Source organism: Olsenella sp. An188, assembly GCF_002160255.1.
GTDB lineage: Bacteria > Actinomycetota > Coriobacteriia > Coriobacteriales > Atopobiaceae > Thermophilibacter > Thermophilibacter avistercoris.
Map to the genome: position 1 here is coordinate 17198 of NZ_NFKF01000009.1, position 20525 is coordinate 37722.

Here is a 20525-nt window from a genome sequence, read left to right on the forward strand (position 1 = left end):
GGTCAGCGGGCCTGCGCCCTCCCACATCGGATGACGCGAGGGGACAGCCCCCCTCGCGTCACTCTAACGACTGTTACTCGGCGATGGTGACGCCCATAGAGCGGGCGGTGCCGGCGACGATCTTCTTGGCGGCCTCGATGTCGTTGGCGTTGAGGTCCGGCATCTTGATCTCGGCGATCTTGGTCAGCTGCTCCTGAGTGAGCTGGCCCACCTTGTCGCGCTGGGGCACGCCGGAGCCGCTCTTGAGGCCGAGCTCCTTCTTGATGAGCTGGGCCGCGGGCGGGGTCTTGCAGACGAAGTCGAAGGTGCGGTCCTCGTAGACCGTGATCTCGACGGGGATGATGTCGCCGGCCTTGTCCTGCGTGGCGGCGTTGAACGCCTGGCAGAACTGCATGATGTTGACCTGGGCGGCACCGAGGGCAGGGCCGACGGGAGGCGCCGGGTTGGCGGCGCCGGCCGGGATCTGAAGCTTGATGAAGTGGACGACCTTCTTCTTGGCCATGGTGGTTCTCCTTGAAAGCAGACTCGTGGGACTATCTAGGCGCCGCACCCGAGAAGCAATCCTCACCGATTCGGGCGGGCGGGAACTCCTCCTTAGGCGATGACCGTGACCTGGTCGAGCGTGAGCTCGACGGGGGTCTCGCGGCCGAAGATCATGAGCATGACCTTGATCTTGCCGGACTCGGCGCTGACCTCGGAGACGATGCCGTCGAAGTCGGCGAGCGGGCCGGAGAGGACGCGCACGGACTGGCCGGGCTCGATGTTGGTGGAGGTGCGCTTGGGCACGGAGACCGCGGCGCCCCGGACGCCCGAGCGGCGCATAATCTTGTCGAACTCGCTGCGGCGCAGCGGGGAGGGCTTGCCGTCGGGGCCGACGAAGCCGGTCACGCCGGGGGTGTTGCGCACGAAGGACCAGGTGTCGTCGTTGCCCTCCATGCGGACGAGGACGTAGCTCGGCAGGACCTTGGACTCCTTGGTCTCGCGCTTGCCGCCGTCCTTGATCTCCGTGACCTCCTCGGTCGGGATCTGGATGTCGGCAATCTGGTCCTGCATGCCCATCATCTCGATGCGGTGCTCGAGGTCGGCCTTGACCTTGTTCTCGTAGCCGGAGTAGGTGTGGATGACGTACCAGCGCTTAGCCATGTTCTACCCCCTCAGGCCCGTGAAGCCCACGAGCGCGGCGACGATGCCGGAGTCAACGAGCCAGATGACCACGCCGAAGATGACGAGCATGATGACGATGGCGACGGAGTAGGTCTTGAGCTCGTCCTTGGAGGGCCAGACCACGCGGCGCATCTCGGAGCGAACGTCTCCGAGGTAGTTGGCGAGGCGACGGAAGACGCCGGGCTTCTTGTCCTTGTTCTTCTCCGCCTTTGCAGCGGCCTTGGCCTCCTTGGCAGCCTTCTTCTCCTGGGACGCCCTCTCCTCGGGGGTGACGGATGCGGCCTGGGCCGCCTCGACGCGGGCGCGCTCCTCTGCGCGCGCCTTGCGGGCGCTCCTCTTGTTACGGTCCTTGTTCGCCATCCCTTGACTCCTCTAGAAGTCGTCCCTTACATGGAAACCGGCTAACCCCGAAGGGATAGCCGGTGGTGAGATCTGGCAGGCCAGGAAGGACTCGAACCCTCAACAAACGGTTTTGGAGACCGCCGCTCTACCATTGGAGCTACTGGCCTGTGTGGAAGCCCACCTGTTAGCGGGTCTCCCTGTGAACGGTGTGCTTGCGGCACCACGGGCAGTACTTCTTCAACTCCATGCGATCGGGGTTGTTGGACTTGTTCTTGTCCGTGGTGTAGTTGCGGCGCTTGCACTCAGTGCACGCGAGGGTAACCAGAGTACGCATGAATCAGATCCTCCTGAAAATACTTCTCGTTGGAGGGAGTTTCCCTCGAACGTGGCGCGGTGGTATACGCTACCATCCCTCCCCGACTTCTGTCAAGACTCGACGGGGAACAGCGCGGCTCTCACAAAATGCACAAGAGCCTGGGGTACGAGTCGTGCCCATGAGGCGCTCGGAAGAAAAAGGGCCCGGCACTCAAGTGCCGGGCCCGACGAGTCACTGGGTTGTCAGCTACTCGATGATGGTGGAGACGCGGCCGTCGCCGACGGTGTGGCCACCCTCGCGGATAGCGAACTTGTCGCCCTCCTCCATGGCGATGCCGTGGATGAGCTCGCAGGTGACGGTCACGTGGTCGCCCGGCATGGCCATCTCGACCTTGGTGCCGTTGGAGTCGGTGAGAGCGGAGATGTCACCGGTGATGTCCGTGGTGCGGAAGTAGAACTGCGGACGGTAGCCGGCGAAGAACGGCGTGTGACGGCCGCCCTCCTCCTTGGTGAGGACGTAGATCTCGCCGGTGAACTTCTTGTGCGGCTCGACCGAACCCGGCTTGCAGATGACCTGGCCGCGCTCGATGTCCTCGCGCTTGATGCCGCGGAGGAGCAGGCCGACGTTGTCGCCAGCCTCGCAGAAGTCCATGGTCTTGCGGAACATCTCGATGCCGGTGACGACGGAGCTCTGCTTCTCGCGGATGCCGACGATCTCGACCGGCTCGTTGAGCTTGAGCTGACCACGCTCGACACGACCGGTGGCGACGGTGCCGCGGCCGGAGATGGTCATGACGTCCTCGATGGCCATGAGGAACGGCTTGTCGTTGTCACGCGGCGGGGTCGGGATGTACTCGTCGACGGCGTGCATGAGCTCGATGATGGAGTCAACCCACTTCTGCTCGCCGTTGAGGGCGCCGAGGCCGGAGCCACGGATGATCGGCAGGTCGTCTCCGGGGAAGCCGTACTCGGAGAGGAGGTCACGGGTCTCCATCTCGACGAGGTCGATGAGCTCCTCGTCGTCAACCATGTCGCACTTGTTGAGGAAGACGATGATGTAGGGGACGCCGACCTGACGGGCGAGAAGGATGTGCTCGCGGGTCTGGGCCATGGGGCCGTCGGTGGCGGCGATGACGAGGATGGCGCCGTCCATCTGAGCCGCGCCGGAGATCATGTTCTTGATGTAGTCGGCGTGGCCGGGGCAGTCGACGTGGGCGTAGTGACGCTCCCAGGTCTCGTACTCGATGTGGGCAACGTTGATGGTGATGCCGCGCTGACGCTCCTCGGGGGCCTTGTCGATGTTCTCGAAGGCGGTGTAGTCGGCCTTGCAGCCCTCGGTCTCAGAGAGGACCTTGGTGATGGCCGCGGTCGTCGTGGTCTTGCCGTGGTCGACGTGACCAATCGTACCGATGTTTACGTGGGGCTTAGAACGATCGAACTTCTCCTTGGCCATGTGCCATCCTCCTTTGGACTAACCTGTTCGGCCATCCCGTCGTGCTAACGCGTTCTTATGCTAAGCGGCGCCGAAGCGCCGCCAAGAACTCTGGTACCGGTGACTGGACTCGAACCAGTGACATCGCGGGTATGAGCCGCGTGCTCTAACCAACTGAGCTACACCGGCGTGGTGCCGTACGACTGAAGGCGGAAAGTGGAGCCCGCGACCGGATTTGAACCGGTGACCTCTTCGTTACCAACGAAGTGCTCTACCGACTGAGCTACACGGGCAGATGGTGGGGATGCTTGGACTCGAACCAAGGAACCCAGAGGGAGCGGATTTACAGTCCGCCGCAGTTGCCGCTGTGCCACATCCCCATTCCGTTTTCAGCCACCCTGCGGAGCACGCTCTCCCCCGCAAAGCGGAAGATAGATTACGACGCGCGCAAGAACTTGTCAACGTATACCCCGCAGCCGGGCGTATCCATACTCACGAGACGCACACATCCGCAGGTAGGGGCCAGAGTATGCGGGAGTCGACAAACGCAGCGAGGCCGCGGCGGGAAGCCACGGCCTCGAAAGTTTCTCTGGAGCCGGCAGAGGGAGTCGAACCCCCAACCCACGGTTTACAAAACCGTTGCTCTGCCATTGAGCCATGCCGGCATGCCCGTACATGATAGCAGGCCGGGCCCCAAAAGGGGACTAGCCGCGCAGCATGCGCCAGAGCTTCTCGCGTGCGACGGGGTCGATGCGGTCCTCCAGGCGCATGTGCTGGGTCTGGCGCTCGGCGTTCTCGCGCTCGTACTCCACGGCCAGGGCGTCCATGTTGGTCACCAGCACGTCGCTGGAGACGCGCGTCACCGGCACGCCGCCCACCGTGGCGCGGATGGTGTTGTCCGAGGTCACCACCGTCACGGCCTTGGGCGCCAGCCGCGCCTCCGTGACCAGGCGCTCGATCACCGTGTCCGCCGACTCCCCCGCCGGCGAGAAGACCATGCGCACGCCCGCCTTGGAGAGGGCCGGCCGCTCCGGGGAGACGTTGCCGGCGGCGTCGAAGACGACGACCGGCTCGTAGCGCCCCTTGGCGTAGGCCGCCACGTCCGCCACCAGCAGGTCGCGCGCCTGCTCGAAGGGGTCCCCCTCCGCCGTCTCGTCCATGCGGGCCAGGTAGCGCGCCGACTTGTAGATCACGTTGTACCCGTCCACGACAAGCAGCTCGCGCGGCGCGCCCGCGCTAGGCACCGGCCTCGCCGCCCATCTCCTGGCGCCGCAGCCACTCGTAGCAGAGCACCGTCGTGGCCTGGGCGACGTTGAGCGACTCCACGCGCCCGCGCTGCGGCAGCCTGCACGCAAAGTCGCACTTCTCGGCGACGAGGCGTGAGATTCCCTCGCCCTCCGAGCCCATCACGAGCGCGAGGCGGCCGCCCATGGGCGCGTGCCACACGTCCTGCTCGGCGTGCTCGGTGGCGGCGCAGGCCCAGAAGCCCGCCTGCTGGAGCCGCTCGATCGCACGGGCGAGGTTGGGCACCTGCGCTATGGGCAGGTGCATGACGGCGCCCGCGGAGGTCTTGTACGCGCCCACGCCCACCGAGGCCGAGCGAGCCTTGGCGACCACCACACCCGCCGCGCCCACGACCTCGGCCGTGCGCACGATGGCGCCGAAGTTGCCCTGGTCGGTCACGTGGTCGAGCACCACGACGAGCGCGCCGGCAGGTCCCGCGGCCGCGATCACGTCGTCGAGCTCCGCGTAGGCGAAGGGGCGCGTCCGCACCATCACGCCCTGATGGGCGCCGTGGCTCGAGAGGGCGTCGAGCCGGGAGCGCGGCACGCGCTCCACGGGGACGCCGGCGTCCTCGAGGCGCGCGGCCAGCCGCTCGAGCGCCTGGTCACGCTCGCCGGAGCGCTCCTGGACGAGCGCCGAGCGCAGCGGCATCCCGCAGGAGAGCGCCTCCTCCACCGCGCGGCGCCCCTCGACGAGGTCGCCGCGGTCGCGCGCGTCGCGGCGCTGGGCGCCGGGGCGAGGCGCGGGCGGGCGGTTCTTCTCGGCACGCCTGCCCTTGCCCTGGACGGGACGGACGGGACGCGCCCCCTTGCCCTTGCCTCCCCGGACGTCACGCCCGGGCGTCCTGGACTGACCCTTCGCCATGGCCTACTCCTTGCGGTGCAGGCGCGCGCCCGCGGCCGTGTCCTCCACCACGAGCCCGAGCACGGTGATGCCGTCTCGGATGGCGTCGGCCACGCCCCAGTTCTTGGCGGCACGGGCCTCCTGGCGGGCGGCCAGGAGCGCGTCGGCCGCGTCGGAGGCGGAGTCCCCCTCGTAGCCGGCGTGCTCGCGCGCGAGGTCGACGAGGGCGACGGGCAGGTCGTCGTCGCCGGCGGAGCGCGAGAGCTCGATGCCCATCACGGCGGCGAGCTCGCCGAGCATGTCCGCGGCGCGCAGGCACACGGCGGTCGAGGTGTCGTCGGCAGCCTCCGCCAGGTAGGTGTTGCAGGCAGTCACCAGCGAGAAGATCGCGGCGAGGCCGCCGGCGGTGTTGAAGTCGTCGTCCATCTGGCCGCAGAACTCCTCGCGCGCGGCGTCGATGGCGCGCCCGAGCGCGCGGTCGGCGTCGTTGAGCTCGCCGTCCTGCGGGGAGCGCTCGGCGGCCCAGCGCAGGTTGCGCGCGCAGGTCTGCAGGCGCTCGAGCGTGCCGGCCACGCCCTCGAGGCGCTCGAAGGAGAAGTCGAGCGGGGCGCGGTAGTGGGTCTGCAGCATGAGCAGGCGCACGGCGCCGGCCGGGTACTTGTCGAGCACCTCCTTGAGCGTGTAGAAGTTGCCGAGGCTCTTGGACATCTTCTCGCCGTCCACGCGCAGCATGCCCGTGTGCATCCAGGTGTTGGCGAGCGCGGTGTCCCAGGCGCACATGGCCTGGGCGGTCTCGTTCTCGTGGTGGGGGAAGACGAGGTCGGCTCCGCCGCCGTGAATGTCGATCGGGGTGCCCAGGTAGCGGTGGATCATCGCGCAGCACTCGGTGTGCCAGCCGGGGCGGCCGTCGCCCCACGGCGAGGGCCAGCTCGGCTCGCCGGGCTTGGCGGCCTTCCAGAGGGCAAAGTCAAACGGGTCGCGCTTCTCGTCGTTGACCCCCACGCGCTCGCCGGCGCGCATCTGGTCGAGGTCGCGCCCGGAGAGGATGCCGTAGCTCGTGTCGGAGCGCACGGAGAAGTAGACGTCGCCGGAGGGCACCGGATAGGCGTGGCCGGCGTCGATCAGGCGCACGATCATCTCCTGCATGGCCTCGATCTCGTGCGTGGCGCGCGGGCGGATGTCCGGGTCGAGCACGCCGAAGCGGTGCATCTGCTCGATGAAGGCGTTGGAGCACTCCTCGGCCACCTCGGCGGCCGTGCGCCCGGTCTCGTTGGCGCGGTTGATGATCTTGTCGTCCACGTCGGTGAGGTTCTGGGCAAAGGTGACCTGGTAGCCCTTGTACATGAGGTAGCGGCGGATCACGTCGAACGCGAGGAAGGTGCGCGCGTTGCCGATGTGGATCTGGTCGTAGACGGTGGGGCCGCAGACGTACATGCGAATCTTGCCGGGCTCGATGGGGACGAGCTCCTCCTTCTTGTGCGTCTGGGTGTTGTAGACGAGCATGGGTGCTCCTTGGCTCTGTCGGAGTTTGCTTGCGTTGTCCGAACAGTATACGCCGGGCACCACGTTCTTCTCGCCCGCGGCCCGACGGCGCGACCAAAGTTGAGTTTTGCTCGTGCATAAGTCGATGTTTGGGCGAGAAGGACCTCGGGCGGCGCGCCCTACGCGTCCGCGCGCTCGAGCAGCGCCACGGCCCAGGCGGCGATGCCCTCCTCGCGGCCCACGAAGCCGAGGCGCTCGGTGGTGGTGGCCTTCACGCCCACGGAGTCGGTCGGCACGCCGAGGGCGGCGGCCATGTTGGCGCGCATCTCCTCGCGATGGGGCGCGAGCTTGGGCGCCTGCGCGGCGATCGTGCAGTCCACGTCCACCACGCGCCAGCCGCGGCTGCGCACCAGGCCCGCGACCTCGCGCATGAGGCCGAGCGAGTCCGCACCCTCGTAGGCGGGGTCGGTGTCCGGGAAGAGCTTGCCGATGTCGCCCGCGCGCAGGGCGCCGAGCACCGCGTCCATCACGGCGTGCGCGACCACGTCGGCGTCGGAGTGGCCGGCCAGCCCGCGCTCGCACGGCACGTGGACGCCGCCCAGCACGAGGGGCCGTCCCTCCGCGAACGCGTGAACGTCAAAGCCGTGTCCTATGCGCAGCATGCGAGTCCCTTTCCTGGCCGGCGCCCCGGCCGGTCACGTGAGCAGGCGCCGCTCGAGCGTGGCCTCGGCGATCGCGAGGTCCTCCGGAACGGTCACCTTGATGTTGTCGCGCGAGCACTCGACCACGCGGACGCGCCCGCCGAGGCGCTCCACCAGGGAGGCGTCGTCGGTGCCCTCGTACTCCTCGCGCGCCGCGGCGCGGTGCGCGGCCACGAGCTTTGCCGAGCGAAAGACCTGCGGGGTCTGCGCGGCCCAGTAGAACGACCGGTCGGGCGTGGCGACGATCATGTCGCCCTCGACCAGCTTGAGCGTGTCGATCGAGCGGGCCGCCAGGATCGCGCCCGCGAGCGTGCCGTCCTCGCGCACGGTCGCCACCGCGCGCTCGATCATCTCGGTCTCGACGAGCGGGCGGGCCGCATCGTGGACCGCCACGAACTCGAGGTCGCGCGGCAGCGCGGAGAGCCCCGAGCGCACGGACTCCTGGCGCGTGGCCCCGGACGGGGCGAGCGCGAGCGGCTTGGCGAGCGTGAGCGGGGAGAGCACGTCCTTCTCGACCTTCGCCGCGCGCTCGGGCGCGCAGACGATCACGATCCGTGCCACGGACGGGGCCCGGTCGAACGCCATGACCGACCAGCTCAGCATCGGCAGGCCGCAGAGCTCGACGAACTGCTTGCCGCGCGGGTCGCCGAAGCGCTCCCCCGATCCGCCCGCCACGATGATCGCGCACGTGTCGGCGGCGGGCGCCTCGTGCCCGACGCGCTCCGCGCAGGCGCAGGGGCAGGGCCTCGACGCACCCGAGGTGCGCGGGCCGCGCGACCGCGGGCCCATCACTCCCCCTTGCCCCACATGCGGTGCAGGCTGTTGGCGAGCACCCCGGGGTTCTTGACGCCGATCTCGCCGAGGCGCGACGGGTCGTCGTCCACGGCCTCGAGGACCTCCTGGAGCGAGCCGTACTCGTCGACGATCTTGTCGGCCATGCCGTCGCGCACCACCGGGACGCGCGAGAGCGTGCGCAGGCCGAGCGGGGTCATGATGGAGTCCTCGCCGCGCTCGTCGGTGTAGCCGAGGATCTTGGCCGCGAACTTGGCGGAGTGCAGCTGCGTGTTGGCGGTGTCGTGCAGGCGCTTGCGGATGGCGCGCGCCGCCTCCTCGGAGGAGTCGGCCGCGTAGTCGCGGATCATGAGGGTGTAGGCCTCGTCCATGCCCGCCAGGTACTCCTCGCGCTGCATCTGGGTGGTCTTCCCCTCGCGGCCGAGCTGGATGATGCAGTCGTCCAGCTCCTCCCCGGCGGTCATGAGCACCTCGAAGAGGTAGAGGATGTCCGCCACGTCCCCGAGCGTGACCACGTTGTCGAGCTCGAGGCTCGTGAGGTGCAGCAGGCGCCGGTCGAGCTGGGAGCGGGTGTTCTGCATGGCCACGGTGAGCTGGCTCACCAGGGCGAGCAGGTCGGTGACGCTCTTGAGCTCGTAGCCCTTCCCGTCAACGTAGACGCTCACCACCGAGCGCCGGGACGAGACCGAGATGACCATCGCCTTGGTCAGCAGGCTCATGCGCGCTGCGGTGCGGTGGCGCATGCCCGTCTCTGAGGTGGGCAGCGACGGGTCTGGGTTGAGGTGGTAGTTGGCGCGCAGGATCTTGGTGAGGTCGCGGTCGACCACCACGGCGCCGTCCATCTTGCACAGCTCGAAGAGGCGGTTGGAGGTGAAGGAGACGTCGAGCCTGAAGCCGTCGTCGCCTGCGGCGAGCACGTTCTCGGTGTCGCCGACGCAGATGAGCGCGCCCAGGTGCCCGGCGATGATCATGTCCAGGGCAAGGCGCAGCGGGGTCCCGGGGGCGGTCTTCCTGATGGCGTCCTCGAAGCGCTGCTCGCGCTCGGTGGCACCGTTCTCGAGCTGGGTCATGGCGCACCTCCGTTGCGTGCCGGCCCGCAGGAGCGGGCCGGCGTCTCTCACACCTTCGAGTATAGCCGCAGGGGCGCGGCGAGAAGAACCGCGGCGCGGGGCCCGGCGCTACTCCCCGGACGCGAGCAGGCCGCCCGCCCCCGCGGGGGTGGAGCCGCGGCTCGGCTCGGGCAGCGAGGCGAGGTCGGGCGAGCTCATGTGCTCGCGCCGGCGCGGCGCGGGAATCTCGCCGGTCGTGTGCTCGAAGACGAGCGCACCGTCCTTCTCGTCCACGCGAATGATCTCGCCGCGGTGCCAGCCGCCCTGCAGCAGCTCCTCCGAGAGCGGGTCCTCGATGAGGGTCTGGATGGCGCGACGCAGCGGGCGGGCGCCGTAGACCGGGTCGGCCCCCTCCTTGGCCACGAGGTCGCGCGCGGCGTCCGTGAGCTCGATGGACATGCCCTGGGCGATGAGGCGCTCGCGCAGGTCGGCCACCATGAGCTCCACGATGCCGCGGAGCTGCTCGGAGGTGAGGGACTTGAAGACCACGACCTCGTCCACGCGGTTGAGGAACTCCGGGCGGAAGTGCTTCTTGAGCTCGGACATCACGCGGGAGGTGATCTCCTTGTCGGACAGGCCGCCCGCGCCCTGGGCCGAGAAGCCCATCGTGGTGGTCTGGGCGATGTCGCGCGCGCCGATGTTGGACGTCATGATGATGACGGTGTTGGAGAAGTCCACGTGGCGGCCCTGGCCGTCGGTGAGGCGGCCCTCCTCCAGGATCTGGAGCAGGACGTTGAAGACGTCGGGGTGGGCCTTCTCGACCTCGTCGAACAGCACCACCGAGTACGGGCGGCGCCGGACGGCCTTGGTGAGCTCGCCGCCCTCGTCGTAGCCCACGTATCCCGGAGGGGCGCCGACGAGCTTGGAGACGGTATGCTTCTCCATGAACTCAGACATGTCAAAGCTGATGAGCGCCTCCTCGGAGCCGAAGAGGAACTCGGCGAGCGCCTTGGCGAGCTCGGTCTTGCCCACGCCCGAGGGGCCGAGGAAGATGAACGAGCCGCCGGGGCGACGCGGGTCCTTGAGCGGCGAGCGGCTGCGGCGGATGGCCCTGGCCACCTTGGTGACTGCCTCGTCCTGGCCCACGACGCGCTGGTGCAGCACGTCCTCGCAGCGCAGGAGCTTGGACGCCTCGGCCTCGGTGAGGCTCGAGACGGGCACGCCGGTCATGGAGGAGACGACGTCGGCGATGTCCTCCTCGTCCACGGTCACCACGTTGGCGGCGAGCTCCTCGCGCCAGGCGGCCTCGAGCTCGTCGCGGCGGGCGACGAGCGCCTTCTCCTCGTCGCGCAGGCGCGCGGCCTCCTCGAACTCCTGGGCCGCCGCGGCGGCGGACTTCTCCTCGCGCACGCGGGAGAGGTCGGCGTCGGTCTGGGCGATCTCGGGAGGCAGGGCCGTCTTGTGGACGCGCGTGCGGGCGCCGGCCTCGTCGAGCACGTCGATGGCCTTGTCCGGCAGGAAGCGGTCCTGCACGTAGCGGCTCGAGAGCGTGACGGCTGCCTGGATGGCGGCGTCGGTGTAGCGCACGTGGTGGTGCTCCTCGTAGCGCGCCTTGAGGCCCTCGATGATGCGGACCGTGTCCTCCGGCGAGGGCTCGCCGATGTTGACGGGCTGGAAGCGGCGCTCGAAGGCCGAGTCCTTCTCGACGTGCTTGCGGAACTCCTCGGCCGTGGTGGCGCCGATGACCTGGATCTCGCCGCGGGACAGGGGTGGCTTCAGGATGGAGGCGGCGTCGATGGAGCCCTCGGCCGAGCCCGCGCCGATGACGGTGTGGATCTCGTCGATGAACAGGATGTCCTCGGTCGACTCCTCGAGCTCGCGCACGACCTTCTTCATGCGCTCCTCGAACTCGCCGCGGTACTTGGACCCGGCGACGAGGCTCGCGAGGTCGAGCGTCCAGATCTGCTTGCCGCGCAGGATGTCCGGCACGTTGCCCCCGGCGATGAGCTGGGCGAGGCCCTCCACGATGGCGGTCTTGCCCACGCCCGGGTCGCCCAGGATGAGCGGGTTGTTCTTCTGGCGGCGCGCGAGGACCTGCATGACGCGCTCGATCTCGCGGTCGCGGCCAATGACGGGGTCGAGCCTGCCGTCGGAGGCGAGCTTGGTGAGGTTGCGGCCGTACTGCTCGAGCACGGAGCCCTCGTCGCCCTGCTGCTGGGGCCCCGGCCCCCCGAAGCCCGCCATGCGCACGTCTGCCGCGGCCGGCTGCTGCTGGGACTCCGAGCTCTTGCCCGCAAGCTCCGCCACGGCGTTGCGGACAGCGTCGCCGGACACGCCCATCTGGCGCAGGGCGTCCATCGCGCGGCCGTTGCCCTCGGACACGATGCCGAGGAGCAGGTGCTCGGTGGCGATGTAGGTCTGGCCGTGGGTCATCGTCTCGCGGTAGGCCCCCTCGAGCACGCGCTTGGCGCGCGGGGTGAAGGGGATGTGGCCGCCGGGCACGGGCTCGTTGTCCTGCGTGGTGAGGCTGCGCACCGTGGCGAGCGTCTCGTCGTAGGTGACGTCGAGCTTGGCGAGCGCCTGGGCGGCGACTCCCTCACCCTCGCGGATGAGGGCCAGCAGCAGGTGCTCGGTGCCCACGTACATCTGCCCGAGGTTTCTGGCCTCGTCCTGGGCAAGGCTCATGACCTTGCGGGCCTTGTCTGTGAACTTCTCAAACATGTAAGGGGGTTCCTTCCCGTGGTGGTTTCGCAATTATAGTTTGTACCCACCTTGCGCGCCGGGCAAACGCCTTAAGTGACGCAGTGTTTCTCTTGCGCGACGGGCGAGCCTGCGCGGGCCGGCCGCGCGTGCGCGTGGGGCCCGCACCGGGGGCCCGCACCGCACCTGGTGCCCGCACTGGGGGCCCGCACCCACCAGGTGCGGGCCTCCCTTCGCCCTCGGCGGGCACTCGGCGTCGTCGCGCGGGCGCGGCACCGCACTCGCCGCCGCCGGCCCCTCGCACCGACCGCACCCCTCGAGTGCGGGCAAGAGGTGCGGGCGAGGGGTGCCCGCGCGAGGGGCTACGACGCGGGAAGCGCGGTGGCGCGGAGCTCCAACACGGGAGGCACGGGCGAGAAGGACCTCGCACTTGTGTCTCCTTTGCGAAGAAAGGCCGCGAGGTCCTTCTCGCCAGGTCATGGGCACTCGGCTGGGACAGGGTCGTCGAGCGGCCCGTCTTTCCGGCCGGCGGAGATTCGCGTAAGGCTGCCGAAAGCCTGGTGGAAGAGATCTGCAAGCCTCTGCGGCCACACTTCCCACACCCGACCTCGGAGGCAGCCATGGACGTCTTTCTTGCTGGCACGGATTCCCTCAAGCTTACACGCCTCGCGCGGCGCGACCCCGAGCTCCTGCTCGTCCCCGCAGGTGACGCGCACCTCACGCGACGCCCGGCGCCACCGGACCTGCGCGCCCTCAGGACCTGTCTGCCCGAGATCATGAGCGGCTTCTCCCCCGCCGCACCGCTCGAGCTCGACTTCTTCACGCGGTCCTCGAGAAGCGAGTCGCGCTCGCTCTCCTCCCGCGCGCTTCTCGCCACCCTGCCCGAGGACGCCTTCCTCGAGGTCCTCCATTCCGACGGGGACCCGTGGGCCGATCTTGGCGACGAGACCTGCCGGCTATTCGTCGAGTCGCCAGGGCTCAACCTCGTTCGCATGGAGCAGAACCTCAGAATGATGGTCGAGCGCGGGGCGCTCAGCCCAAACGCGGCGCTCTTCAGGCTGCTCACCTTTCCCATGGAGGCATGCGGCTCGTACGTGCGCGACCCGGCCGACCCGGCTTTTGGCACCTGCCTCTTCGAGCTCGAACCCATCGCGACCCCAGAGCGCATCCTCGCCTTGCTCGACGAGGTGTCCGGCATACGCGGGCTGCGCAACGCCCGGCTCGCCGCGGGCCTCTCGCAGTCCGGGTCGGGCTCGCCGGAGGAGACCCTGCTCTCGTTTGCCTTTAAGCTGGCGACGCACCTCGGCGGCATCGAGTCGCCCGCGTTCCTGGAGAACGAGCCCATCGCATGGCCGTGCGAGGACCTCCCGTTCGTGGAGCACACGACGATGCGACCTGACTTCCACTGGCCCGGGCACAGGACCGCGGCCGAATACAACGGCCGGGTGCACGTGAGCGAGGCGGCCTTTGAGGAGGACCAGCGGCGCATCCGCGACTATCAAAGCTGTGGAATCTCCGCATATCCGGCGAGCTACAAGAACGTCCGCAACATCGCGGCCCTAAACAGCTACCTCGCGTGCGTGGCGCACTCGCTCGCACGGCGGGAGGGGCCCGGCTATGAGTCGCACGTGCGATGGGCGCTCGCGGACGAGGGGTCCACGCACATGCGCACGGTTCTTCTCAGCCAGATGCTTCCGGCGGTCCCGAGCGAGAAGCCCTCCTGGTAGGCGCGCGCACGCCCGGGACTGGCGCTTCCCGCGTCGGAGCCCCTCGCGCGGGCACCTCTCGCCCGCACCTCTTGCCCGCACCCGAGGGGTGCGGTCGGTGCGAGGGGCCGGCGGCGGCAAGTGCGGTGCCGCGCCCGCGCGGCGGCGCCGAGTGCCCGCCGGGGACGAGGGGAGGCCCGCACCTGGTGGGTGCGGGCCTCCAGTGCGGGCCATGGGTGCGGTGCGGGCCTCAGGTGCGGTGCGGGCACCAGGTGCGGGCCGTGCCTCTGGCGAGAAGAACGTGGAATCGGGGGCCGCTCCCCTACTTGCCGAAGGTGTCGCGGTCCGGCGCGATCGCCTTCATCGCGTCGATCGTGCGCGAGAAGAGCTCGTCGAGCTCCCAGCCGCAGAGCTCGGCCCCCTTGCGGATGACCTCGCGGTCGCAGCCGGCGGCGAAGCGCTTGTCCTTGAACTTCTTCTTGAGCGACTTGACCTCGAAGTCCATGACGGACTTGCTCGGGCGCATGATCACGGCCGCCCCGATGAGCCCGGTGAGCTCGTCCACCGCAAAGAGGACCTTCTCCATGGGCAGCTCGGGCGCCGGGAGGTCGGGGTTGTTGTCCGAGTTGTGGGACTGCACCGCGCGCACGAGCGCGTCGCTGCCGCCGGCCGCGCGCAGCCACTCGGCCGCGTAGACGGTGTGGCCCACCGGGTCGTCGCCGTGCTCCTCCCAGTCGAGGTCGTGCAGGATGCCCACGACCTCCCAGAAGTCGGCGTTCTCGGGGTCCATCTCGAGCGCGAACTGGCGCAGCACGCCGCCCACCGTGGCACCGTGCTCGAGGTGGAACTCCTCCTTGTTGTGCTCGGCGAGAAGCGCCAGCGCGGCCTCGCGGCCAAGTCCCGCGTCGAGCGCGGCGGGAGCCTCGACGACGGCGGCCGTGACCTTCTCGGCGTCGGCGGCGATGTCGTCCACCGAGGCGGCCGCGTTGTCCGTCACCGCGCCCTCGACCTGCGCCTGAATGTCCGCGCGGGTCACGGTCTCGGGCTTCATGGCCGGGAAGAGCAGCACGTCGCGGATGGCGGCCTGGTCGCAGAAGAGCATCACCATGCGGTCGATGCCGTAGCCGATGCCGCCCGCCGGGGGCATGCCGTACTCGAGCGCGCGCACGTAGTCGTAGTCGTAGCCCATGGCCTCGTCGTCGCCCAGGCCCTTGGCGGCCACCTGCTCGGCGAAGCGGCCCGCCTGATCGACGGGGTCGTTGAGCTCGGAGAACGCGTTGGCGTACTCGTGGCCGGCGATGACGAGCTCAAAGCGGTCGGTGAGGCGCGGGTCCTCCGCCTTGCGCTTGGAGAGCGGGGACACCTCCTCGGGGTAGTCGCAGACGAAGGTGGGGTTGACGATGGTCTTCTCGCCAAGCTCGTCGTAGAGCTCAAAGAGGAGCTTGCCGGCGCCCCAGCTCGGCTGGACCTCAATGCCGTTCTTCTCGCAGAGCTCGCGCAGGTGCTCGATCGGCGTGTCCATGTCCACGTGCTCGCCCACGCACTCGGAGGCAATCTCGGAGAGCGGACGGCTCGCCCAGGTGCCGGAGAGGTCGATCTCCTGGCCCTGGTAGGTGATGACCTCGTGGCCCTCCTCGCAGCCGCAGACCTCGCGCGCGATGGTCTTGAACAGGCCCTCGGAGAGGCGCTTCATGCCCTCGAGGTCGGAGTAGGCGCAGTAGGCCTCCATCGAGGTGAACTCGGGGTTGTGCGTGAGGTCCATGCCCTCGTTGCGGAAGTTGCGGCCGATCTCGAAGACGCGCTCCATGCCGCCCACGATGAGGCGCTTGAGCGGCAGCTCGGTGGCGATGCGCAGGTAGAAGTCACGGTCGAGCGCGTTGAAGTGGGTCACGAAGGGCTTGGCGTTGGCGCCGCCGAGGATGGCGTGCATCATCGGCGTCTCGACCTCCATGTAGCCGTCGGCCTCCATGTAGCGGCGGATGAGGCTGACGATCTGGCTGCGCTTGCGGAAGACGTCGCGCACCTCGGGGTTCATGATGAGGTCCACGTAGCGCTGGCGGTAGCGCACCTCGCGGTCGGTGAGGCCGTGGAACTTCTCGGGCAGCGGGCGCAGGGACTTGGAGAGCACCGTCAGCGAGGTCGGCGAGACGGAGAGCTGCCCGCGGCGCGTGCGCAGCACGGCGCCGGTGGCGCCGAGGATGTCGCCGAGGTCGAGCTGGCTAAGAAGCTCCCAGCCCTTCTCGCCCAGGACGTCATGGCGGCAGAAGAGCTGGATCTGGCCGCTCACGTCCTCGAGCACGATGAAGGCCGCCTTGCCCTGCTTGCGGAAGGCGCGGATGCGGCCGGCGACGCTCACCACGTCCTCGGTGTCCGTGCCGTCGGGCAGCTCGGCGTAGCGCTCCTCGAGCTCGGCAGCATGCGCCGTGACCTCGGCGTGGATGGGATAGGGGTTCACGCCGGCGTCGAGAAGCGCCTGGCGGCGCGCGCGGCGCATCGTGCGCTCGTCGGTTGCGGTTGCGGCGCCCTGGGCGCTCGCGGCGTTGGTCTCCTGGGCCATTGTCTCTCCTGTCATCTCACAGATGCGCCCCGTACCTGCGGCTCTGCAGACACGGGGCGCCTCGCTTGCTTTGGGTAAGGAAGTCTAGCGGGAGATCCCCGTGATGGTGTACTTCCTCGTCTTGCCGGAGGGCGCGACGACCTCGATCTCGTCGCCCTTCTTGTGGCCCACGAGGGCGCTGCCCACGGGGGACTCGTTGGAGATCTTGTGCTCGAGCGAGTTGGTCTCGGTGGTGCCCACGATGGTGAACGTGGACTTCTTGCCGTGCTCGTCCTCGAGCTCCACCGTGGTGCCGATGGAGACGGTGAGGGCGTGGCCGGAGCCCGCCTCGACGACGGTCGCCATCGAGAGGATCTGGCGGATCTCGTTCACGCGCGCGGCGTTGCGAGCCTCCTCCTCCTTGGCGGCGTCATACTCGGAGTTCTCGGAGAGGTCGCCGAAGCCGCGGGCCTCCTTGATGCGCTCGACGATCTCGTCGTGCTTCTCGCCCTCGCGGTAGGCAAGCTCGTCGACGAGGCGCTGGCGGCCCTCGGCGGTGAGCTCGATCTTCTTGGTGCTGTCCATGTGCTGCCCCCTACCTCACGCGTGCCGCTAGTTGAGCTTGTTGCCGCACTTGGAGCAGAACTCGGCGTCGGCCGCGTTCTTGGCACCGCACTTGGAGCAGAACACGGAGTCGGAGGAAGCCTGCTCGGGAGCGTCGGCGTCGTCCTCGTCCTCGATGACCTCGACGTCGTCGTGAGACTCGATCGGGGACTCGGCGTCCTTCTCGTCCTTGCCCTCTTCCATGCCCTCGCGGACGTTCTTGACGGTCTTGCCAAGGGCGGAGCCGATCTTGGGGAGGTTCTTGGGCCCAAAGATGATCAGCACGATGACGACGATGATGACGAGCTCAGGGATGCCCATGCCAAGAAACATGATGAGATGTCCTTCCGGTGCGATGTCGAAGATGGGCCCCTAGGCCCAATACAGCATCAGCTAGTATAGCCGACGTTGCGCGTTACTCACAATCTCTAAAACGCGAGAAACACGGTTTCTTGCCCGAAGCCCGGGAGGTCCCGTGACCGAGCTCATCATCGCCCTTCTCGTCCTGACCGTGGTGTGCACCGCCGTCCTGGCCGCCATGCCGTGGCTGCTGCGCCGCCGCGGGGTCGACATGCTGCGCACCAAGTTCGGCCTCACCCTCGTGTTTGACTCGCAGAACGCCGACGGGACGCCGGTGCGCCTGCTCAACGTCAACGGGACCTTCCAGAGCGGCTGCTACGTGCCCGAGGACCTGCGCTTTGAGCTCGCGTGCGTCTACCACCGGGAGATGGCCGAGGTCATCGAGGGCATGGTGGCCGCGCGCGGGGCGAGCCGCGAGCGGCCGCTGCGCGTGATGGTGATGGGCGGGGGCGGCTACTCGCTGCCCAAGTACCTGGCCGCCTACGTCCCCGCGGCGCGCGTGGATGTGGTGGAGATCGACCCGGCGATCACCCGCCTCGCCCGCGAGAGCTTCTTCCTCGACGAGTGCCTCGAGCGGACCGGGGCGGAGCGCGAGGGGCGCCTGCGCCTCGTGACGGGCGACGCCTGGGAGTTCGTGCGCGGCGCGACCGAGCCCTACGACGTGATCGTGAACGACGCGTTCTCCGGGAAGCGCCCGCTCGGCCCGCTCACCACCGACGAGGGCGCGCGCGTGATCCGCGAGCACCTGGCCGAGGGGGGCGTGTACCTCGCCAACGTGCGCTGCGCCTGCGAGGGGCGCCGCGCGCGGACCCTGCGCGAGGTGGAGGAGGCCTTTGGCCGCGAGTTCGCGCGCGTGGCCTACGTGCCGGAGTGGCCCGACGCTCCCGAGAAGCCCGGCAACAACGCCTTCGTGGCCACCGACGCGCCGGTGGCGCTGCCCGAGGGCGCCGTCGTGGTGCGCTAGGGGCGCGCGGCTCGCCGGGGTTCTTCTCGCCGGGCTCTTCTCGCCGCGAAGTCTGACTTATGCACGAGCAACGACACGGCGGGCACATTTTGCGCCCGGCCCGATAGATTCGTGGAAGGTTCGCCGGCCTAGCCGAGGCGCGCGCCCAGGGCAAGCAGCGAGAAGAGCCTCTCCGCCGCAAGCTCGTAGAGCTCGGACGCGCGCGCCAGCGCCTCCTCCAGCGGCATGGGGTCGATCGCCGCGGGCACGATCGCCGCGAGCCCCGGCACGCGCGCGGCGTCGGCGTCCATGCCGCCCACCACGGCAACGCAGGGCACCCCGGCGCGCTCGCACGCCGCCGCCACCCCGGCAACCACCTTGCCGCGCGCGGTCTGGGCGTCCGCGTGGCCCTCGCCCGTGACGCAGAGGTCGGCGCCGGCAAGGGTCGTCGAGAAGCCCGTGAGCTCGAGCACGCGTCCGACCCCGCTCTCCGCGCGGGCGCCGAGAAACGCCATCGCCGCCGCGCCGAGGCCGCCCGCCGCGCCGGCGCCGGGCACGTCGAAGTCCCGGCCGAACGTCTCCTCGAGCACGCGCGCGTAGCGGCGCATCCCCGCGTCCAGCTCGGCCACCTCGTCGGGGCTCGCGCCCTTCTGCGGCCCAAAGACCACGCTCGCGCCGTCCGGCCCCGTGAGCGGGCTGTCCACGTCGCACATGAGGTGGAAGGCGGTGTCGCGCACGCGCGCGTCCAGCCCCGAGAGGTCGAGGCGCGCCACGAGCGCGAGGTCGGCGCCGCGACCGGAGAGCTCGCGGCCGCCCGCGTCAAGGAACCGGGCGCCGAGCGCCGACATGCAGCCCATGCCGCCGTCGTTGGTCGCGCTGCCGCCGATGGCGAGCGTCACGTCGCGCGCCCCCGCATCGAGCGCGGCGCGGACAAGCTCGCCGGTGCCGTAGGTGCTCGTGAGAAGAGGGTTCTTCTCGCCCGGGGCGAGAAGGGTCAGCCCGGAGGCGGCGGCCATCTCGATGACGGCGCGTCCGCCCGGGAGCAGGCCGTACGCCGCGTCCACGGGCCGGCCCAGCGGGTCGCTCACGCGGGCGCGGCGCAGCTCCCCGCCGCAGGCCTCCACGAGCGCGGCGACCGTTCCCTCGCCGCCGTCGGCCATGGGGACGCGCACGCACTCGCAGCCCGGGAAGTGCCGCCTCGCCGCGGCCTCGAGCAGCCGGGCCGCCTCGGCCGAGGAGAGCGTCCCCTTGAGCGAGTCCGACGCAAAGACGAATCGCGGTGCCGCGTTCACGTGAGCCTCCCCTGCTCGCCGACTGCCCACATTGTAGGCCCGGCGCAACGCACGCAAAAGGGCGCGGACTATACTGGTTCGCGCAAAAAGGACACGCAAGGCAGGTGGTCTCCCTGATAAAGCTCTTTGCCAGCGACCTCGACGGAACGCTCTTCAACGTGCTGCACGAGACGGACCGCGCCATCCTCTCGCGGCTCGGCCGCGTCCTCGAGGGCGGTCGCCACGTGGCGCTCGCCACCGGGCGGGCGGTGCACCATGCGCGCGAGCTCGGGTTTGGCGAGCTGCCGATCGAGACGGTGAGCGGCAACGGGGCCTTCGTCCGCGACGCCCGGGGGTCCCTGCTGCGCGACGTCCCGATCGACCCCGCCACCCTCGAGGAGCTTCTCGCCGCCTTTCCCGGCTGCTGCTTCAGCTGCATAGACTCCGAGCTCACGCTCGTCCGGGGTTCCCGGGAGCAGTTCGCCGCCGGCTACCTGCCGTCGCAGGGCCCCGTGGGGCGCCTCGTGGCATGGCGGCAGCGAAGGCGCCCCTCCCCGCCCGACCAGCGCTTTGACCAGGGGGACGTCGACGTGCTGGCGCGACGGGTGTGCAAGGTCAACTGCCGCACCCCCGACCCCGGCGAGCGGCGCGAGCTCGACGCGTTTGTCGCCGAGCACGCGAGCACGCTCGTGAACGCGTCCTTTGACGGCGAGCTCTTCGAGCTCACGGACGCGAGCGTCAACAAGGGGGAGGCCGTCGCGTGGCTGGCCGGGTGGCTCGGCATCGGAGAGGACGAGGTGGCGGTCTACGGGGACGGCGGCAACGACCTCGCCATGCTCGCGCGCTTCTCGCACGCCTACGCCACGCGCGGCGCCAGCGACTCGGCAAAGCGGGCCGCCGGCCACGTCATCGGCAGCTGCGCGCTGCATGCGGTCCCACGCCACATGCTCGCCACCGCTCGGCGCGAGGGCGCGGTCTAGCCACAGGGTGCCGCAAGGACAC

General features: G+C 69.5%; 19 protein-coding genes and 5 tRNA genes. 3 read left to right on the plus strand and 21 right to left on the minus strand.

The annotated features are described in order from the left end of the window. Positions 1–73: 73 nt before the first annotated feature. The 17 genes from rplK to B5F23_RS09150 form a co-directional block, all read right to left on the minus strand. Entirely contained in the window at positions 74–502 is a 429-nt protein-coding gene (rplK, locus tag B5F23_RS09070; protein WP_087354077.1) for a 50S ribosomal protein L11, read from the minus strand. A gap of 92 nt (positions 503–594) precedes the next feature. Then, positions 595–1143, minus strand: a complete 549-nt coding sequence (nusG, locus tag B5F23_RS09075; RefSeq protein ID WP_087354080.1) for a transcription termination/antitermination protein NusG — start codon at positions 1141–1143, stop codon at positions 595–597. A 3-nt stretch (positions 1144–1146) separates the two neighbouring features. After that, positions 1147–1524 (minus strand): preprotein translocase subunit SecE, encoded by a 378-nt coding sequence (gene secE, locus B5F23_RS09080; RefSeq protein ID WP_087354083.1) that lies wholly within the window; start codon positions 1522–1524, stop codon positions 1147–1149. A 73-nt stretch (positions 1525–1597) separates the two neighbouring features. Further along, positions 1598–1673, minus strand: a tRNA-Trp gene (locus B5F23_RS09085). 17 nt (positions 1674–1690) lie between these two features. Then, the gene (rpmG, locus tag B5F23_RS09090; RefSeq protein WP_087354087.1) at positions 1691–1840 is read right to left on the minus strand and encodes a 50S ribosomal protein L33; all 150 of its coding nucleotides are present in this window, start codon (positions 1838–1840) and stop codon (positions 1691–1693) included. A gap of 228 nt (positions 1841–2068) precedes the next feature. Beyond that, a complete protein-coding gene (gene tuf, locus B5F23_RS09095) occupies positions 2069–3274 on the minus strand; it encodes an elongation factor Tu (protein WP_087354090.1) in 1206 nt (401 codons plus the stop codon). Positions 3275–3365: 91 nt separating this feature from the next. Continuing rightward, positions 3366–3442: transfer RNA gene (locus B5F23_RS09100), tRNA-Met, on the minus strand. A 28-nt stretch (positions 3443–3470) separates the two neighbouring features. Continuing rightward, positions 3471–3546, minus strand: a tRNA-Thr gene (locus B5F23_RS09105). A 3-nt stretch (positions 3547–3549) separates the two neighbouring features. After that, positions 3550–3633, minus strand: a tRNA-Tyr gene (locus tag B5F23_RS09110). Positions 3634–3843: 210 nt separating this feature from the next. Further along, a tRNA-Thr gene (locus B5F23_RS09115) sits at positions 3844–3918 on the minus strand. 39 nt (positions 3919–3957) lie between these two features. Then, the gene (locus tag B5F23_RS09120) at positions 3958–4497 is read right to left on the minus strand and encodes an NYN domain-containing protein (RefSeq protein WP_087354094.1); all 540 of its coding nucleotides are present in this window, start codon (positions 4495–4497) and stop codon (positions 3958–3960) included. Further along, on the minus strand, positions 4490–5401 hold the full coding sequence (rlmB, locus tag B5F23_RS09125; protein ID WP_087354096.1) for a 23S rRNA (guanosine(2251)-2'-O)-methyltransferase RlmB: 912 nt from the start codon (positions 5399–5401) through the stop codon (positions 4490–4492). Before rlmB ends, B5F23_RS09120 begins: the two co-directional genes overlap by 8 nt. 3 nt (positions 5402–5404) lie before the next feature. Next, complete coding sequence (gene cysS / locus B5F23_RS09130; protein WP_087354099.1) at positions 5405–6883, minus strand: cysteine--tRNA ligase; 1479 nt, start codon at positions 6881–6883, stop codon at positions 5405–5407. Positions 6884–7041: 158 nt separating this feature from the next. Further along, positions 7042–7524: a 2-C-methyl-D-erythritol 2,4-cyclodiphosphate synthase gene (gene ispF, locus B5F23_RS09135; RefSeq protein ID WP_087354102.1), complete on the minus strand. Its 483-nt coding sequence runs from the start codon at positions 7522–7524 to the stop codon at positions 7042–7044. A gap of 33 nt (positions 7525–7557) precedes the next feature. After that, the gene (ispD, locus tag B5F23_RS09140) at positions 7558–8352 is read right to left on the minus strand and encodes a 2-C-methyl-D-erythritol 4-phosphate cytidylyltransferase (RefSeq protein ID WP_087354105.1); all 795 of its coding nucleotides are present in this window, start codon (positions 8350–8352) and stop codon (positions 7558–7560) included. Then, positions 8352–9425 (minus strand): DNA integrity scanning diadenylate cyclase DisA, encoded by a 1074-nt coding sequence (gene disA / locus B5F23_RS09145; protein WP_087354108.1) that lies wholly within the window; start codon positions 9423–9425, stop codon positions 8352–8354. The genes ispD and disA overlap by 1 nt, the downstream gene beginning before the upstream one ends. 108 nt (positions 9426–9533) lie before the next feature. Beyond that, the gene (locus B5F23_RS09150; protein WP_087354111.1) at positions 9534–12125 is read right to left on the minus strand and encodes an ATP-dependent Clp protease ATP-binding subunit; all 2592 of its coding nucleotides are present in this window, start codon (positions 12123–12125) and stop codon (positions 9534–9536) included. A 599-nt stretch (positions 12126–12724) separates the two neighbouring features. Between B5F23_RS09150 and B5F23_RS09155 the strand changes: the two genes are divergently transcribed. Further along, the gene (locus tag B5F23_RS09155; protein ID WP_087354114.1) at positions 12725–13831 is read left to right on the plus strand and encodes a hypothetical protein; all 1107 of its coding nucleotides are present in this window, start codon (positions 12725–12727) and stop codon (positions 13829–13831) included. Between the two features lie 301 nt (positions 13832–14132). Here the strand turns inward: B5F23_RS09155 and lysS are convergent, their stop codons facing one another. The 3 genes from lysS to tatA all read right to left on the minus strand — a co-directional run bounded on the left by lysS (position 14133) and on the right by tatA (position 17282). After that, positions 14133–16367: a lysine--tRNA ligase gene (gene lysS, locus B5F23_RS09160; protein ID WP_087354117.1), complete on the minus strand. Its 2235-nt coding sequence runs from the start codon at positions 16365–16367 to the stop codon at positions 14133–14135. Positions 16368–16451: 84 nt separating this feature from the next. After that, entirely contained in the window at positions 16452–16931 is a 480-nt protein-coding gene (greA, locus tag B5F23_RS09165) for a transcription elongation factor GreA (RefSeq protein WP_087354120.1), read from the minus strand. A 27-nt stretch (positions 16932–16958) separates the two neighbouring features. Beyond that, positions 16959–17282: a twin-arginine translocase TatA/TatE family subunit gene (gene tatA / locus B5F23_RS09170; RefSeq protein ID WP_164484263.1), complete on the minus strand. Its 324-nt coding sequence runs from the start codon at positions 17280–17282 to the stop codon at positions 16959–16961. 142 nt (positions 17283–17424) lie between these two features. On the opposite strand from tatA, the gene B5F23_RS09175 reads away from it, so the two are divergent. Further along, positions 17425–18273, plus strand: a complete 849-nt coding sequence (locus B5F23_RS09175; protein WP_087354125.1) for a spermidine synthase — start codon at positions 17425–17427, stop codon at positions 18271–18273. Positions 18274–18401: 128 nt separating this feature from the next. Here the strand turns inward: B5F23_RS09175 and B5F23_RS09180 are convergent, their stop codons facing one another. Then, complete coding sequence (locus B5F23_RS09180) at positions 18402–19544, minus strand: glycerate kinase (protein ID WP_087354128.1); 1143 nt, start codon at positions 19542–19544, stop codon at positions 18402–18404. A gap of 104 nt (positions 19545–19648) precedes the next feature. Between B5F23_RS09180 and B5F23_RS09185 the strand changes: the two genes are divergently transcribed. After that, the gene (locus B5F23_RS09185; RefSeq protein WP_241145846.1) at positions 19649–20503 is read left to right on the plus strand and encodes an HAD family hydrolase; all 855 of its coding nucleotides are present in this window, start codon (positions 19649–19651) and stop codon (positions 20501–20503) included. Positions 20504–20525: the final 22 nt, after the last annotated feature.